General features: G+C 54.4%; 18 protein-coding genes. 5 read left to right on the forward strand and 13 right to left on the reverse strand.

All coding sequences use genetic code 11. The annotated features are described in order from the left end of the window. Nucleotides 1–250: 250 nt before the first annotated feature. Both FSY45_RS28120 and FSY45_RS00005 read left to right on the forward strand, forming a co-directional pair. The gene (locus tag FSY45_RS28120; protein WP_255443151.1) at nt 251–373 is read left to right on the forward strand and encodes a hypothetical protein; all 123 of its coding nucleotides are present in this window, start codon (nt 251–253) and stop codon (nt 371–373) included. Nucleotides 374–480: 107 nt separating this feature from the next. Continuing rightward, on the forward strand, nt 481–837 hold the full coding sequence (locus FSY45_RS00005) for a hypothetical protein (protein WP_148747869.1): 357 nt from the start codon (nt 481–483) through the stop codon (nt 835–837). A gap of 577 nt (nt 838–1,414) precedes the next feature. On the opposite strand, the gene FSY45_RS00010 is transcribed toward FSY45_RS00005, so the two are convergent. From FSY45_RS00010 to FSY45_RS00055, 11 genes are all read right to left on the reverse strand, one after another. Beyond that, complete coding sequence (locus FSY45_RS00010) at nt 1,415–1,870, reverse strand: hypothetical protein (protein WP_148747870.1); 456 nt, start codon at nt 1,868–1,870, stop codon at nt 1,415–1,417. 56 nt (nt 1,871–1,926) lie between these two features. Beyond that, complete coding sequence (locus tag FSY45_RS00015) at nt 1,927–2,235, reverse strand: hypothetical protein (protein WP_148747871.1); 309 nt, start codon at nt 2,233–2,235, stop codon at nt 1,927–1,929. Between the two features lie 97 nt (nt 2,236–2,332). Beyond that, nucleotides 2,333–3,205, reverse strand: coding sequence for a zonular occludens toxin domain-containing protein (locus FSY45_RS00020; protein ID WP_148747872.1), 873 nt, complete (start codon nt 3,203–3,205; stop codon nt 2,333–2,335). Nucleotides 3,206–3,208: 3 nt separating this feature from the next. Further along, nucleotides 3,209–3,541, reverse strand: coding sequence for a DUF5455 family protein (locus tag FSY45_RS00025; RefSeq protein WP_148747873.1), 333 nt, complete (start codon nt 3,539–3,541; stop codon nt 3,209–3,211). Then, on the reverse strand, nt 3,541–4,995 hold the full coding sequence (locus tag FSY45_RS00030) for a hypothetical protein (protein ID WP_148747874.1): 1,455 nt from the start codon (nt 4,993–4,995) through the stop codon (nt 3,541–3,543). The genes FSY45_RS00025 and FSY45_RS00030 overlap by 1 nt, the downstream gene beginning before the upstream one ends. A 68-nt stretch (nt 4,996–5,063) precedes the next feature. Further along, nucleotides 5,064–5,300, reverse strand: a complete 237-nt coding sequence (locus FSY45_RS00035) for a hypothetical protein (RefSeq protein ID WP_148747875.1) — start codon at nt 5,298–5,300, stop codon at nt 5,064–5,066. 333 nt (nt 5,301–5,633) lie between these two features. Beyond that, nucleotides 5,634–6,704: a hypothetical protein gene (locus FSY45_RS00040; protein ID WP_255443152.1), complete on the reverse strand. Its 1,071-nt coding sequence runs from the start codon at nt 6,702–6,704 to the stop codon at nt 5,634–5,636. Beyond that, nucleotides 6,701–6,961: a hypothetical protein gene (locus tag FSY45_RS00045; RefSeq protein ID WP_148747876.1), complete on the reverse strand. Its 261-nt coding sequence runs from the start codon at nt 6,959–6,961 to the stop codon at nt 6,701–6,703. Before FSY45_RS00045 ends, FSY45_RS00040 begins: the two co-directional genes overlap by 4 nt. Then, complete coding sequence (locus FSY45_RS28125) at nt 6,961–7,095, reverse strand: hypothetical protein (protein WP_255443153.1); 135 nt, start codon at nt 7,093–7,095, stop codon at nt 6,961–6,963. Before FSY45_RS28125 ends, FSY45_RS00045 begins: the two co-directional genes overlap by 1 nt. Further along, a complete protein-coding gene (locus FSY45_RS00050; RefSeq protein ID WP_057092279.1) occupies nt 7,095–7,289 on the reverse strand; it encodes a hypothetical protein in 195 nt (64 codons plus the stop codon). The genes FSY45_RS28125 and FSY45_RS00050 overlap by 1 nt, the downstream gene beginning before the upstream one ends. A gap of 11 nt (nt 7,290–7,300) precedes the next feature. Then, complete coding sequence (locus FSY45_RS00055) at nt 7,301–7,609, reverse strand: single-stranded DNA-binding protein (RefSeq protein WP_148747877.1); 309 nt, start codon at nt 7,607–7,609, stop codon at nt 7,301–7,303. Nucleotides 7,610–7,735: 126 nt separating this feature from the next. Between FSY45_RS00055 and FSY45_RS00060 the strand changes: the two genes are divergently transcribed. Continuing rightward, nucleotides 7,736–8,098 carry a hypothetical protein gene (locus FSY45_RS00060; RefSeq protein ID WP_187427510.1) on the forward strand — a complete coding sequence of 121 codons (363 nt, stop codon included), beginning with the start codon at nt 7,736–7,738 and terminating at the stop codon, nt 8,096–8,098. A gap of 1,304 nt (nt 8,099–9,402) precedes the next feature. On the opposite strand, the gene FSY45_RS00070 is transcribed toward FSY45_RS00060, so the two are convergent. Next, the gene (locus FSY45_RS00070; RefSeq protein WP_255443154.1) at nt 9,403–10,458 is read right to left on the reverse strand and encodes a GNAT family N-acetyltransferase; all 1,056 of its coding nucleotides are present in this window, start codon (nt 10,456–10,458) and stop codon (nt 9,403–9,405) included. Between the two features lie 320 nt (nt 10,459–10,778). Between FSY45_RS00070 and FSY45_RS00080 the strand changes: the two genes are divergently transcribed. After that, on the forward strand, nt 10,779–11,276 hold the full coding sequence (locus tag FSY45_RS00080; RefSeq protein WP_187427511.1) for a fimbrial protein: 498 nt from the start codon (nt 10,779–10,781) through the stop codon (nt 11,274–11,276). Nucleotides 11,277–11,743: 467 nt separating this feature from the next. Here the strand turns inward: FSY45_RS00080 and FSY45_RS00085 are convergent, their stop codons facing one another. Further along, entirely contained in the window at nt 11,744–12,205 is a 462-nt protein-coding gene (locus tag FSY45_RS00085) for a hypothetical protein (protein ID WP_148747879.1), read from the reverse strand. Between the two features lie 589 nt (nt 12,206–12,794). Here FSY45_RS00085 and gloA point away from each other — a divergent pair. Next, the gene (gene gloA, locus FSY45_RS00090; protein WP_046462496.1) at nt 12,795–13,211 is read left to right on the forward strand and encodes a lactoylglutathione lyase; all 417 of its coding nucleotides are present in this window, start codon (nt 12,795–12,797) and stop codon (nt 13,209–13,211) included. Nucleotides 13,212–13,219 lie beyond the last annotated feature (8 nt).

The following is a 13,219-nucleotide window of genomic DNA, read 5'->3' on the forward strand; positions in this document are numbered from 1 at the left end:
GCGGCGCTTCTGCGGCCCCAGCACCTCTACGTTCGTTAGATTTTTAGGACTAGGCATAAATACAGTCACAAGACTACCTCTTAGGTTAAGAGGGTTTACCTGTCCTCAGATCAATGGGGCCGCTCCAGGCAGTGCGACAGCCCAACATCCTGGCCGCTATAACGCGCCAACCGCTTCATACGAGTGAGCAAGTGCAGCAGTCTGTACGTTGAGATGTCGCGTCCCAGCTATGTACAGTCCTGGCTGACACATGCAGAAACTGCTCGCAAGCAGGCAGATCCATGCCGAGGCTTCGGTACATGGTGCGGAAGTTTTGAGCAAGCTGGGCGCGGGTATCACGGTCATGACGCTGCAGTTCGAACTTCCTTTTTGATAGATACGATGTATATTATGTTTAATAGCTTGGCCGTCAGGCTCAGGGCCAAGCTGCTTAAACGTAGATCGCTCCAGTTTGTATAACGATCGCTCGAACGTCATGTGATGTTTCGTGCACCATCTCAAGCCAACCTCCCCCATCTCCACACGCTGCTAAACGACATCCATGGCGATATCGACCAGATAGCCCGTCACATCGGAGTCAGCGCCTCAACGCTTCGCAAGTACCGTGCCCAAGGGCAAGCGCCACGCTCCGTGATGCTTGCCCTTTTTTGGGAGTCCACATGGGGCCGCATGACAGCAGACGCCGTAGCCTTCAATCACGCCGCAGCACACGCAGCACTGGCTGAAAGCTTGAAGCGTCAAAACAAGCGCCTCATAGAGCAAATCGAGCTGCTAGAGGCCGAGCTAGCCCAAACCATTGGCCATGCGGCCAATGCGCCGATATTCCGCGTTGGCTAAAGAGTCTCCGGCAGGAGCGCTTACGCGCAACAGCCTTGTTTATCAGGCGAGTGATCCACCCACATCTGTCCTCTAAGTGCACGCCTTCCGTCTATGCGCTTCGCCTTGCGTGTGCTGCGGCAGCCGGCACCGGCCATTGAAACGGCATTACCTCATGGCGTTTACCGGCGCGCTGGCTTTGGCAATGCATCTTGACGTCCGGACTGTCGCGCGACAACGGGCGAACTTCGAACGGCAGGCCCCAAATGAGGCATGCGCAGGCAAGAAACTGCGCGCTAAACAAGGACAGGACTTTTAGGCGGAAATGAGTAACGGGGCAAACACGCTCCAAGCTCAAAATCTGCCCGAGTGCCTTGCACTCGGACAGATTTCAAGCTCTACGCTAACTGCACGATCAACCAATGGACGATGACACTGGATGGACAGGCTCAGAACTGGTCAGAGAACTACGTTCTCCAACCACTTCCGACCCCGACCATGGTGGTCAATCCTGTGGAAGCGATGGCAAGGGATGGACAGGCTCAAAACCGGTCAGAGAACTACGTTCTCCAACCGATTCCGATCCAGCCCATACTGCCTAGTCCTGGTACTGCTCAAGAAAGCGTTTTTTGGCAGCCATAAAAGCATTGGCGCAGGTCATGGTTGACGAGTCAGCCTTACATGCCGCGGAAGGCTGGTAATAACGCTCCCATGCCAACTGGCGACGCGCATCGCGCTCGGCTTCCTGCTGCTGGGCGATCTCTCGCTGCCGCGCCTGCTCGGCAACACGGTCTTTTTCAATCTGCGCTGCAGCTACACGCCGCTGGGCATCGTCCCTACTACGCTGGATGGACTGGTTTGTCTCAGACCAAACGCGCTGAGTGTCTTTGCTCAATGCTGTATTGAACTCACCAAGCGCGCGATTCATTTCCCATGCCATGTATTTCGTGTAAACGACTGCTGCAAGCAGGCTACCGATGAACACGCCCAAGGCGATTTTGACAACATCAGCGAAGAAATTGCTCTCTGACTGTTCTGCCATGTATCTGGCCATATTTACTTCCTCCCCTCAGAGAGTTTAGCCAGTACCGGCGACGGCGCAAAAAACGATCAATGCTCAATCAGCCACTGTATCGGCAGCTTTTTGAATGGCTCGTTATCTGGCACAGGATGCTTCACGCGAACCGGCGTGACCAGTGCTGAAATGTCGCCGCCTTCAAACGTCATCACGGTGCGCGGTGCGAATTTCGATTCGCAGAAGTCTTTTTCAGCTTCAACAGGCCGGCCGGAATGGCTGTAGCAGGTACAGGCCTTGGCAGTCTTTGTGCAGCCTGCCACCCTACTCGGCCCGGCTGCATTGGCGAGCATGGCCATGCTCACGACGGACATGGCCAGAGCAAGTTTCAGTGCTTTTCCCATGGCTTATCCATCTCTCCGCCGCCCTCGTCCCATAGCTTGCCAGCCACCACGAGGCAGACGCATACGCCTATCAACCACGAAAGGATTGGCCACCACATCACGCACCCCCTTGCACATAGCGCCGCGCAAGTGACCAGGCTTCATCTGGCGGCAGTTTTGAACACAAAGCGACGGCAGGCAGGCGCGGCTTAGGTGCTGGCTTTTCATGCTGCTTACCGAACAGGCGCTGAAACAGGGTTTTCCGGGCCTGTGGCACTTCAAAACGCCCCTTGAGATGCCATGCACTGAGGAAGCTGTACGGGCCGCCGTATACCTCAGTCTTAAAGCGCTCATCTGCCGGATTGCGCACCCAGTCACGGAAGATCTGCAGGGTGTCATAGCCCTGATACAGGTAGTCCGCCTTGAACCATTCCCGGTCGATATTTACGCCTGGCACGTCGGTCAAGCTAATGTTCCCAATATGGAACTTTGGCAGACGGCCACGCTTGCCCAAGAATGTGCCAACAACCGGAATCTTGATCTTGTCCGCGCGGATCATGCGCACCTGATATTCGGCCAATCCGACGCGCACCTGCTTGTCGATCATGTCGATGTTCTGCACTACCAAATAGACGTCCCAGCCCTTCTTACGAGCATGAATGAGCCAGTCAAGCAGAGCCGCGCGCTCAGGCGAATTGAAGCCGCGCGAGTTGAGCCAGCTACCGAGCTCGTCCAGCACCAGAACGCCGTTGCGTTCCTCGTTGAAACGGTCATCAGGATTACCCGAGCCGATATCGTCCAAGTCCTGCGCCGTTGGCTTGTCCGGCACCCGGATGGCCGAAACCTTGCTCTGGGCCGGCAGCAGATGCTCCAAGAACAGATCGAAGTTTGTCGCGACCCGACGCCCGTCGCGTAGCGCCTCGTCCATCTTGAGCATGCAGTACAGGCCCTTGCCTGTGCCCAACTTGCCTTGCACCACATAGACAGGCATGGCTTACCCCGCCTTAGCAAAGAGGTGGATTAGATCGCGTTGCCATGTGTAGGCAGTTGCAGCACTCCAAACCACAAAATAGGTACTCAAGCAGCCTGGAGCCACAGGAGGAATGACGATCTGCATGGCCTCCATGAACATGCCTGTCATGGTGCCGTCGAGCTGCGAAATCAGAGGGCCAACGATGCCCCGCATAAAAACGAACAGCGCCACAGTGAGTCCCGTCATTGCAGTGACCGTCGCTGCGCCAAAAGCGACTTTGCGCCCGAAGTATTGAGCGAACCAGTTAACCAGTCCGACCAGAAGATTTGAAAGTAACCCACCGATTAATGGCATTAGTCCACCTTAGCCCCCATGACGCTGGCAACACGAGCAAACGTCATCCAAATGGTTGCGAGAATCCACAAGAAATTCATAACCGGCACTACATAAGGCTCAATCGCGCAGATATTAATTTCTAACCTAAATGTCTCTGTGAGTATTTTCATTTCACCGAGATTCCACGGGGAACAGGTCTTATGCGTTAACCATTGAAACCCGCCATTAGTTCCCATCGACGTATCTTTGTCGCCAGTGTTTTTAATTCCGGACAAGGTATCCATGCGCTGCTGATGATCCTGAGCCTGCTTATCCAATGCCGAATCGAATTTACCTTCGCCATCAGGCGTTCCTGTCTCGTCGATCTTGCATGGTGGCTGACCTTTACCTCCGCAGCGGCCACCCTTTTCATCACCATCTCCATCTCCATCGCCCCCGCTGCCATTACCACCGCCACCCGATGAAACACCTGTTTCTTGCCCGGAATATGCAGGCTTACCATTTTTCGCGCACTTGTCCTTATTCTCAGCTTTGGCGCACCAAGCCCTATCGACTTCTGTTGTTGAGCTACTTGTCGTAGTGCTCTGACCTGTCGCTTTATCAGTTACTTTTACCGTATCAGTTGTAGTGCACTTTCCTTCGGCGCATTCGGTCTTTGTTGTCGTCTCAGTACGAGTCTTGGCATCCTCAGTGAACTTTGTTGTTGGTGCAAAGTTGACACCGTTATAGCCATAGCTTGGAATACATCGAGTCTGACCACCGACCTCACCCTGATAGCCGTTAGGGCATGTAGGGTCTTGCTTCTTCGGTAGCTCTGGCGGCTTCTCAGGATCAGGAGGTGCTCCGCTTCCATCAATTCCAGGGACACAAGGCTGAAAATTGCTACCGATCATTCTTGGTTGCAGCGTACCCCTTGAATGCCACTTTCCATCATCAGTTTTCCAGCTAATCTCCTGTTCAAAACTCATTGCGCAAGCAAGACCGGGCCTTACAGAATCACCTTGCGGCTGGCAATAAAGACCATCGGCAATATAGCCATCCAATGTAACCGGAGTCCGGTTAATTGCCCCACTGTTAAACAAGGCAATACCGCATGCAGCCTCTGCCGTCAATTCTTTACAAGAATTTCCACTCTCCGAATATCCATCTTTACATGTGCAGTCTGAGCCGTTATTCACAGAGTTTGCAGGGCAGACAAGGCCACCTGACGGAAAAACATTCATAGATGCATAAGGATTTCCATTGCTGTCAGTTAATCGACAATATCCACCACGAGAATTTCCATCATATTTTGAACCCGGCTGATTTCCATTTGCCTTAATAGCCTGCTGACACAGTTCAGCCGGATCAGTGCCCGTGTACCAGTAAAAATCAATTGTGAAATTTTGCTGCAATGGAAGCACGGCATAGGCATTTATCGATATCAATATAGACGCGATAAATATGGATAAATGTCTGATGATTTTTATCATGTTGGCTTGATGCAATTTGCGGCACCCTGCCGCCCCCGCTACGCAGGGGCAGCAGAGCACCGCAACGCTTAACCTGCGCGACCCAGCTTCTTTACGAAACGAGCACCCACCACCCAACCCACACCGAGCAGGGCCAGCGAGACAAGAGCAGCGCCACCTGCCAAGATGATCAGACTGATATCAGTCTTGGCCTGGCCGATGGCAGCAACGGGGTCAGCCGGGTCAGCAGCCATTGCCAAAGCCGGGCCAGCAGACAGAGCCAGAACCATTGCGCGTGCACGCAGAGTCTTCAGTTTTTCCTTCATAGAACACCTCACAAACGCCGGTAGTGCGACCGGCAAACGCTTAGGCACCATTGCCCAATTGGTTGATGAACTTGACGACGTAGCCCACCTTGTAGCCAGCGAAATAGGCGAAGACGAGCAGGCCTAGATATGCAGAAATCAGCACTAGCCGACCCTCCCCTGTCTGTAGCCAATCACGAATGCAAAGAAGGCTGTGGCAGCGACGAAAAGCTCTATAAGGTTTTGGCTGTCCATCAGCGGAACCTCCCACTCATTGCCTGCACCCAGTCAGGCTCTGGCGCCAGAGCAGCGCAACCAGTCACGACAACGCAAAGTGCAAGCCACAGCAACAAATCACGCATGAATCACCCCCGGCCTGTCCGATAGCCAGCTAAATGGGCCACCGGTGTTTTCAATGCTTCTGGGCGTTGTTCGCACGCGCACAAATCGCGTAAAACCGCCGCCCGTTGGCACGAACTCAGACCGTAGGAGTTCGCCTGTCTCAGCATTGAGATAGCCGCCTCCCGGCGCAGGTCTGAACTTGTCTTTGATCGAAGCATTGCCCTGCACATATGCAGGCCAAAGAACCCAGCGACGGCAACCGCGGCCAACTTCATCAAGCCCACCAACACCACTGATCCGAGCGCCATGCGGAAACTTCCCTTCTGATGTGCCTTTGCTGGCGTACTTCATGAGGTACGCAACGGGATGCGTTGCGCGTACCCGGTTAGACATGCCATGCGTCCACATGGGCGCTTGAAATGCGCCCTTCTTTTTCCAGGCGCTATCTGGCTTTGGAGGGGTCAGGCCGTTGTCCAGCCAGACGCACACGTGGTAATGGATGACGCCGCGCTTTTGCAGCTCAGCGACCCAGACATAGCGAACCTTCTTGCAGCCGGTGCGGCTGTAGTGCCACTTGCGCAGGCCGTCGAGATAGCGGCTGATGTGCTCTGCTCTCCAGTCGCGGTTTGTGCCACGATAGGTCAGCGTGAGCATCCAGACGCGCTGATTTTTCTTGCCCAGGTTATGCAGGGCTTTAGCCGAGATACCCACGCTCTTTTGCATGCGGGTGATGCGGGCCTTTTGGTGGTCAATTTCGATGGTGTTTTCAGCCACGAAATCAACTACCGAAAGACCAGAAATTCCACTCTTGCAAGTTGTTGATAGTGAGACAAGCCCGCGCGCTTCGCGCGCTGCCTGCGCCTCGCCCAGCAACGCGGCCATGCGTGCATGCTGGACACGCGCATTGGCCTCAGAACGGGCCACGTAGCGCGCACGAGCAGCCTTCATGCGTGGACTGACATGCTGATTGCCAATCGTTGCCCAAGGCCTATCCCGATCCGGATCAAAACGGAATTCAGACTGCGGCATTGCCACAATCTTTTTCAGATGATCTTTGAAGCCTTGACCGAATTCGGGCTTCATACACGCACCCCCACACCGATCAGGTACGCCGCATGACGACGCAAAGCCCAGTGCGCTTGGTAGCACTGCTGGTCGTAGTCGGGGGGGAGCTTTTTCCACGCTGGAGGAGCGTCCAGCTCCTCAGCACGCAAGCGCAGATAGTCGAGGTACTGCGCCCCATTGCTGGGGGCAAACTTGAGCCGGTCAGGCACTGGTGCCAAACGGCCAATATCCAGCGTCATGCCGGATCCGGGAGCGGCCTGAATGAGCGTGATCATCAGAAGCCCTCCCCCAACGCTTCCAGACGAGCCACCAGCACGCTGATGGTCTCCTCACGAGCACGCATGACACGCTGGTCTTGCGAAGGCGGCAGAGCCAGGAGCGCCTTGAGGTTTGATGCGAGCAGAGACATCAGAAGCCCTCCCCGCCAATTTCATGGTCACCGGCCCAGTACGAAACCTGGCTGTAGGTAACACCGTCATCAATGTGCAAAGTGACCGTCACGCGGTCTGCTTTGCCGCCTGCTGGCTGATGCTCATTCCATGCAAAAAGGAGCGCCAGAAGCGCCCCCTGTGCCATGGCTTCGCGTACTGCGGTTTCGACCATGGTGCGACCCCTTACGCAGCGGATTGCGGCTTTGGAGTCAGCTTGACGAGCTTTGGCTGCAAAGCCAGATCGCCATTGCGCGAGACGTAGAACGACTCGGGTGCGAGGGTGTAATCGCCCTCGGGATAGAACAGAGCTGCGCCCTGCTCGTTCTTTTCGAGAATGATTTCCGTCTTCTCGGGGTATGGGCTGGGCTTTCCGGAACGGTCATAGGTGTGAATCCAGACGGTCTGGAAGTTGAGGTCGTAATCCTTGCCAGAGACTTTTGCCTTGCCGCGCTGATTGCGGACCTCGGTCGACTTCACCGAAATTTTGATCATTTGTTGCTCCAAGTAATGACTGCAACATGCAGTCACGGAGCGAACGATAACCATGACTGCACATTGCAGTCAACGTTATTTGCATAATGACTGCACTTTGTAGTCAACAAAGCAACAGGAGCACACATGCAGACAACGCTTGATTTATTGGAAAAGGCACTGGCGCAGCAACCAGCGCCTTACTGGACTGAGCGTTTGAACCTTGCAAGAACCACCCTGGCCACCGCAAAAGTGCGAGCGCACCTAAGCCCTGCGATTGCCGGCGCACTAGCCGAGGAAATGGGCGAGGACCCGCAAAAATGGATGGTGATTGCAGCTCTGGAAGGCGAGCGAGATAGCGCGTGCAAATCGCGCATGGTGCGCAAGTTTCTAACCGGCGCTGCCCTCGCCGGAACGCTGATGGGCGCTAGTGGTGCTGCTACTGCTGCCGTAGCAAACATGACTCATGCCGCCGACGGTTTGTATATTATGTTAAATCTCAAATGCTAGGCTAGTTCCAGCGGTACGCCCTTTCACTGCTTGCCTATCAAGGCTCTGCATGCCGAAACCTAGGTAATGTTTAGAGCACCTTACCCTGCACATTTGCCGCATCTGCAATACATCCTGGATGATCTGCGCTACAGCGATGCACAGCTCGCAAGGCTCCTAGACCTCAAGCATGCGGCAGGCCACTACGCCAGAGCTGAATCTCTAGAGCGCACTAACGACAGGCTTGTCAAGCGAGGCATAAAACCGCGTCTGCAAACGTTCCAATTTTCCAGATTGGCTAGCAACCGATACGAAATTGGCGGTCTCGGGCTTCTTTACGAGCTGCTCTAATGTCATCGAGCCTCTTCATACCGCATGCATTGACGCGGCATTCAGCATCTAGCGCTCGAATGTGCTGCTCAATCATTTGGCATTCGCTTGGAGTCGAAGAAACAGACCTGGAAGCCACGGGAACGACTTGCTCAGCAGCTATGGCGTGGGCTTTATCTCTTTGCTGTCTGGCGATTGCCACCTGCTCTTCCCAAGATACATGGGCAGGAACACGTGCAATCCGATCCATAAAACGACCGTTTGCTGAGCAGGGCACGCTCTCCCATGTGAGCCGATCTTGAAAGTCTTTGCAGAGGTAGATTTCCTTTGTCTCCGACCTGTCTACTGGCCGACTGCTCTGTTGCGCTATCTGTTGACCGCCCTCGCAGGGTGCATTGCTATAAGTATTTCCGCATCGATAAATCTGGCCCGTAGATTCCGAACGTGCCTTCTCAGGCGCCAAGACTCTTGGCGCAACGACTGCTGGTTCCGGTGACTGAATAGCAGTTCGTTGAGGAGCAGCTGCAGGAGGCCCCTTTAAAAATCGCAGAATGTCAGACTGATATCTGTATACAAGTGCGGCAACTAGAAGCACCACAATCGTGAGAATGAGCTTTCCAAGAAAGCTCATTTCGCTCTGCCCGCTCGTGAATGGATTGTCACGAGGGTCTCTTCTCGCATTTAGGTTCTCGTCGTAGCGCTCTCTCCAGTAATCCCTATCCTGTATGCCCATACCCCCTCCTCTCAGGCGCGATCATAGGACAGAGCGCCTACAGGGGGTGTCTTTCGATACACGGAGCAAAGGCCTGATATTGCGATCGCCGGTCTTAATGGAGCATCATTCCGATACGAGATGTCCAGTCTGCTGGTACCGACCACTGGCAGCAATCGACCGGTTGAATCCACAACCCATGGCTGTCTTTCATAAGGTGTAGCAAACGGTCAGTAGCTTTCCAGCAGCCAAACGACCTGTACTCGTTCTTCTTCAATGAGACCTAGTCAATGAGCATCCACTTAAGTATCGGCAGATGCCGGTGCTCGCCACATACTGGGCGCGCTACATCGCACACATGTTTTGCACCGAGTCGCTCGTAGAAGCCCATAGCCGACGGATCCGACTCCACCGTTAGAGTGTTCGCGCCCAGTCCCCGCACTACAGCCAGAGCATGCTCCACCAGGCGTCGTCCGTGACCACTCCCCATGGACTGTGGGTCGACCCAGCAATGCTCCAACTGCCAGCCGCCCTCGCCGCTCTCAAGCCCATAAAAGCCCAGTAGTTGGCCATCCGCTGCGACCAGCACCGCGTACTGGCTGGTCATTTGCCCGAGGTGGAAAGTCAGCGCGGCCTGCCATGCTTCCATCCAGGCCTCGGGGTATCCCCAATGGCCCTTGCTGCGCTGGGCCAAGGCAGTGAGCGCCTTCGCATCCGTCCCACGGGCTGGGCGAAAGGTCGGTGTGTCGTCCTCCAGCAAAGCTCGCCCTGTCGGGTCAGTGGCCAGCAGGCTGTATTGGTGCAGGTTGAGGAAGCGCCCGCCCTTACATTCCACATCCCGCAGGGTTCCCTCTAACACGAAGCCGAGCCGCTCCAGCAAACGAGTGCTGGCGGAGTTTTCAGGTTCAACATCTGCGTGGATACGGTGTACACCGAGGGTGCCTAGGGCGAAGCGGAGGATTGTGGGCAGGCAGTCTTGCATCAGCCCCCGTCCCCAGTGTTCCGGCATCAGCCAATAGCCGATATCCAAGCTGCGATCGAAGTGAGACCAATCATTGAAACCACAGGCACCTACCAGTTCGTCCCGTCCTGGCAAGGTGACGCCCCACCAGATGCCCCGGTGCTCTTCCAGCAGCGTGTCATACCAGCGCATCTGCTCATCCGTCGCTTCGAGGCTGTCGTAAGACACGCCGTAATGGGCAACTACCTGCGGATGGGAAAGCCCGGCAAAAATCGCCTCGACATCATTGCGTTGAATCCGCCGCAGCCTGCAGTTGGGCAGGAAGAACTCGGGAAACTCGACAGCAAGGTTCATCATATTCAAGATCATCAATTTCATGATGCTAATTGGAATGAGGGCTACATGCAGTGCATTGTTTTCATTGCGTACTGCATGTCATGCACTCTGCTTTGCGCTGTCTCGATCTCAATCCTCCTCATGTGCGCCTGCGAGCGGTCCACTCGCGTCACCGGGATGCCTGCAGCGACCTCCCATTTCGTCATGGGTCTTTCAGACAAGTTCAGCACCGTGCAAGAAGGCATGGAGGTCTTGCGAGGGCATACCGATCAAGCTTTTGAGAATATTCCTAGAAATTGCCATCTGAACCACACATACCATCTCAGAAAGAGTATCTGTTAAATCTAAATAGGAGAATAAAATTGGAAAATTGGAAAATTGGAAAATTGGAAAATTGGAAAATTGGAAAATTGGAAAATTGGAAAATTGGAAAATTGGAAAATTGGAAAATTGGAAAATTGGAAGATAGCACCAGTGCCTCCGACCTGATGGATAACGGAAAAGGGCCGTGGAAGGATTTCAGCCTGAACCTTACATGCGCTGGGGGCGATACCGGGACAAGCACAAGAATGTTCGTTGTATTTTCGGATGCGCAAAATCCGGCGAATCGATCGACGACACTGTCCCTTTCCAAGGATTCGGTGGCCAAAAACGTGGGTATCGAGATTCAACGAGAAAATGAGCGGCTCGTGAACTTCGGGCCCGAGTCAGGGGAGGTCAATCAATGGATGGTTGGCGAATTTGCTAATGAGCCGGTGAATATCAAACTGAAGGCCCGTTATATCTCAACGTCGCTCGTACAGGAGCCGACGCCCGGCAGTGCGAATGCAGATGCTACCTTTGTCATCAGCTACAAATAAAGAGCGGCTGGCACGGCCCAGCAAACAGACAGTTTGCGGTTGAGCAGCGACAGTGCCAAGCGAGATCAGTGTCTCGCGGGTGGCCGATTGCCGCAGTCGCACTCAAGATGTTGTGAATGGACGAGTGTGGCCGATCTCGTGCAAGGTATCGCCAGCTTTCCAGCGATCCCACATCAGGGCCTTCTGAGTAAATCTCTTTTGATGTTGACCTGCAATAATGCGTTCCACGCCATATGGTTGGATCCTCCGACCCAATTTTTCACTCTATCGGATGCATAACGGCACCGTTATCCCGGGCCTAGTGGCCTGACGTTTTCGCCCGTTTAGCCGGGATGTTGAGCATCTGCTTTCATCTACCGGGACCGACTGTTATTGGCCGAACTCCGTCAGTCACGACCAGCAGACTGGTCAGCAACAACCGGCACAGGTGGTCAACTCAGCCGGGATCCGCAGATATTCCCCGTTGGCTAAAAGCGCGGGGGGAACTCACCAAATCTATTCAAAAAAATCTTGTGCGCAGCTGCATATGCATTGACGCAATTCATGGTGGTTGAATCCTGCTGACACGCCGCCGAAGGCTGATAGATTTTTTTCCATTCCTGACGCATAAAAGCTTCATGCTCTTGCTTGGCTTGACGCTCGCGCTCCGCGTTAGCACGACGCTGGCCCTCCTCAACTTCGCGCTGAAAACGTTGGTGCTCAGCCTGTAAGCGAGCCATTTCCGCCTGCTTACGTGCCTTTTCTGCCTGCTCCCTCATACTCAGTTCAATAGATTCGACAACCCTCTGTGCTGCATATTCCGCAGCAATTGCCATTATCTTTGTATAGGCAAGCGCAGCAAGAAGCCCACCAATAAAAACGCCAAGCGATATCTTGAGAACGTCTGAAAAGAACGAACTTTCTTTTTCATCAGCCATATAACGAGCCATATCCACTCCCCCCTTCTTTCGGGAATCATAGGACAGGAATGCTCCCGCACGATTCCCAAAGACTGAGCACTATTCGGTGCTCCATGTGCTCGCCGCACGGCGTCAGTTGCCCGTGATAAGTCGCGCCCAGCAGCATTCCCCGAAGTTTTCACCTCTTCGGCCATGCTAAATCAGGAGCGGCCTTCGGCCTTTTCCTTTCTCCGGGGGGATTCATAAAGCGCCGCTTTACAAAGCTTCCCCCTCCGAAACGCCATCCTGATACCGCTAAAGGCACGGTGAAGAACTCAGGGGGAACGGTGCAAGCAAGGGACAGTTAAACGGGCTGCAGACAAATGACGACCCGGCTCAGAATCTAGGAGCCCTGTACACCAGAAAGGCGGCACATCATGGCAAAAGCAGCAAGTTTCAGGAAGCATGCAGAAGCAATGGCGCTGCAGCTGGCGCTGCCTTTTGGCCGTCCTGCCTGGAATGCATCGCACCCCACAACGCGCATCGGCTGCTAGATCCGCTCGTATATCACAAAGACCATGAAGGCGCGCGGCCTGGTCAAATCATATGCAGCTCCGAACCTGCTGGCAAAATGGTGCCCATGCGATTCCTCCACACGATGTTGCGCGTTGGCAATCTCCAGCGCTCTATTGATTTCTACACCAACGTCATCGGCATGCAACTGCTGCGCACGTCCGAGAACACCGAGTACAAGTACTCGTTGGCCTTTCTTGGCTTCGAAGGTGGTAACCCGGGTCAGGCGGAAATTGAGCTGACTTACAACTGGGGAACCGAGAGCTACGAGATGGGTACGGCTTACGGTCATATTGCTCTGGGTGTGCCCGATGCTTATGCAGCCTGCGAGAAGATCAAGGCGGCCGGCGGCAATGTGACCCGTGAAGCAGGTCCCGTCAAAGGCGGCAGTACCGTGATTGCTTTTGTGACGGATCCCGACGGCTATAAGATTGAACTGATTCAACGCAAAGACGATCTGGGCACCGGCACCGGTCTGCGGTGATTCTTTTT

It is taken from the genome of Comamonas sp. Z1, assembly GCF_008121555.1.
GTDB classification, from domain to species: Bacteria; Pseudomonadota; Gammaproteobacteria; order Burkholderiales; family Burkholderiaceae_C; genus Comamonas; species Comamonas thiooxydans.

Bases quoted from the DNA above. Each gene is read 5' to 3' on its own strand.
- FSY45_RS28120 (WP_255443151.1), top strand. From the start codon at position 251: ATGCAGAAACTGCTCGCAAGCAGGCAGATCCATGCCGAGGCTTCGGTA.
- FSY45_RS00005 (WP_148747869.1), top strand. From the start codon at position 481: ATGTTTCGTGCACCATCTCAAGCCAACCTCCCCCATCTCCACACGCTG.
- FSY45_RS00010 (WP_148747870.1), bottom strand. From the start codon at position 1,870: ATGGCCAGATACATGGCAGAACAGTCAGAGAGCAATTTCTTCGCTGAT.
- FSY45_RS00015 (WP_148747871.1), bottom strand. From the start codon at position 2,235: ATGGGAAAAGCACTGAAACTTGCTCTGGCCATGTCCGTCGTGAGCATG.
- FSY45_RS00020 (WP_148747872.1), bottom strand. From the start codon at position 3,205: ATGCCTGTCTATGTGGTGCAAGGCAAGTTGGGCACAGGCAAGGGCCTG.
- FSY45_RS00025 (WP_148747873.1), bottom strand. From the start codon at position 3,541: ATGCCATTAATCGGTGGGTTACTTTCAAATCTTCTGGTCGGACTGGTT.
- FSY45_RS00030 (WP_148747874.1), bottom strand. From the start codon at position 4,995: ATGATAAAAATCATCAGACATTTATCCATATTTATCGCGTCTATATTG.
- FSY45_RS00035 (WP_148747875.1), bottom strand. From the start codon at position 5,300: ATGAAGGAAAAACTGAAGACTCTGCGTGCACGCGCAATGGTTCTGGCT.
- FSY45_RS00040 (WP_255443152.1), bottom strand. From the start codon at position 6,704: ATGAAGCCCGAATTCGGTCAAGGCTTCAAAGATCATCTGAAAAAGATT.
- FSY45_RS00045 (WP_148747876.1), bottom strand. From the start codon at position 6,961: ATGATCACGCTCATTCAGGCCGCTCCCGGATCCGGCATGACGCTGGAT.
- FSY45_RS28125 (WP_255443153.1), bottom strand. From the start codon at position 7,095: ATGTCTCTGCTCGCATCAAACCTCAAGGCGCTCCTGGCTCTGCCGCCT.
- FSY45_RS00050 (WP_057092279.1), bottom strand. From the start codon at position 7,289: ATGGTCGAAACCGCAGTACGCGAAGCCATGGCACAGGGGGCGCTTCTG.
- FSY45_RS00055 (WP_148747877.1), bottom strand. From the start codon at position 7,609: ATGATCAAAATTTCGGTGAAGTCGACCGAGGTCCGCAATCAGCGCGGC.
- FSY45_RS00060 (WP_187427510.1), top strand. From the start codon at position 7,736: ATGCAGACAACGCTTGATTTATTGGAAAAGGCACTGGCGCAGCAACCA.
- FSY45_RS00070 (WP_255443154.1), bottom strand. From the start codon at position 10,458: ATGAAATTGATGATCTTGAATATGATGAACCTTGCTGTCGAGTTTCCC.
- FSY45_RS00085 (WP_148747879.1), bottom strand. From the start codon at position 12,205: ATGGCTCGTTATATGGCTGATGAAAAAGAAAGTTCGTTCTTTTCAGAC.
- gloA (WP_046462496.1), top strand. From the start codon at position 12,795: ATGCGATTCCTCCACACGATGTTGCGCGTTGGCAATCTCCAGCGCTCT.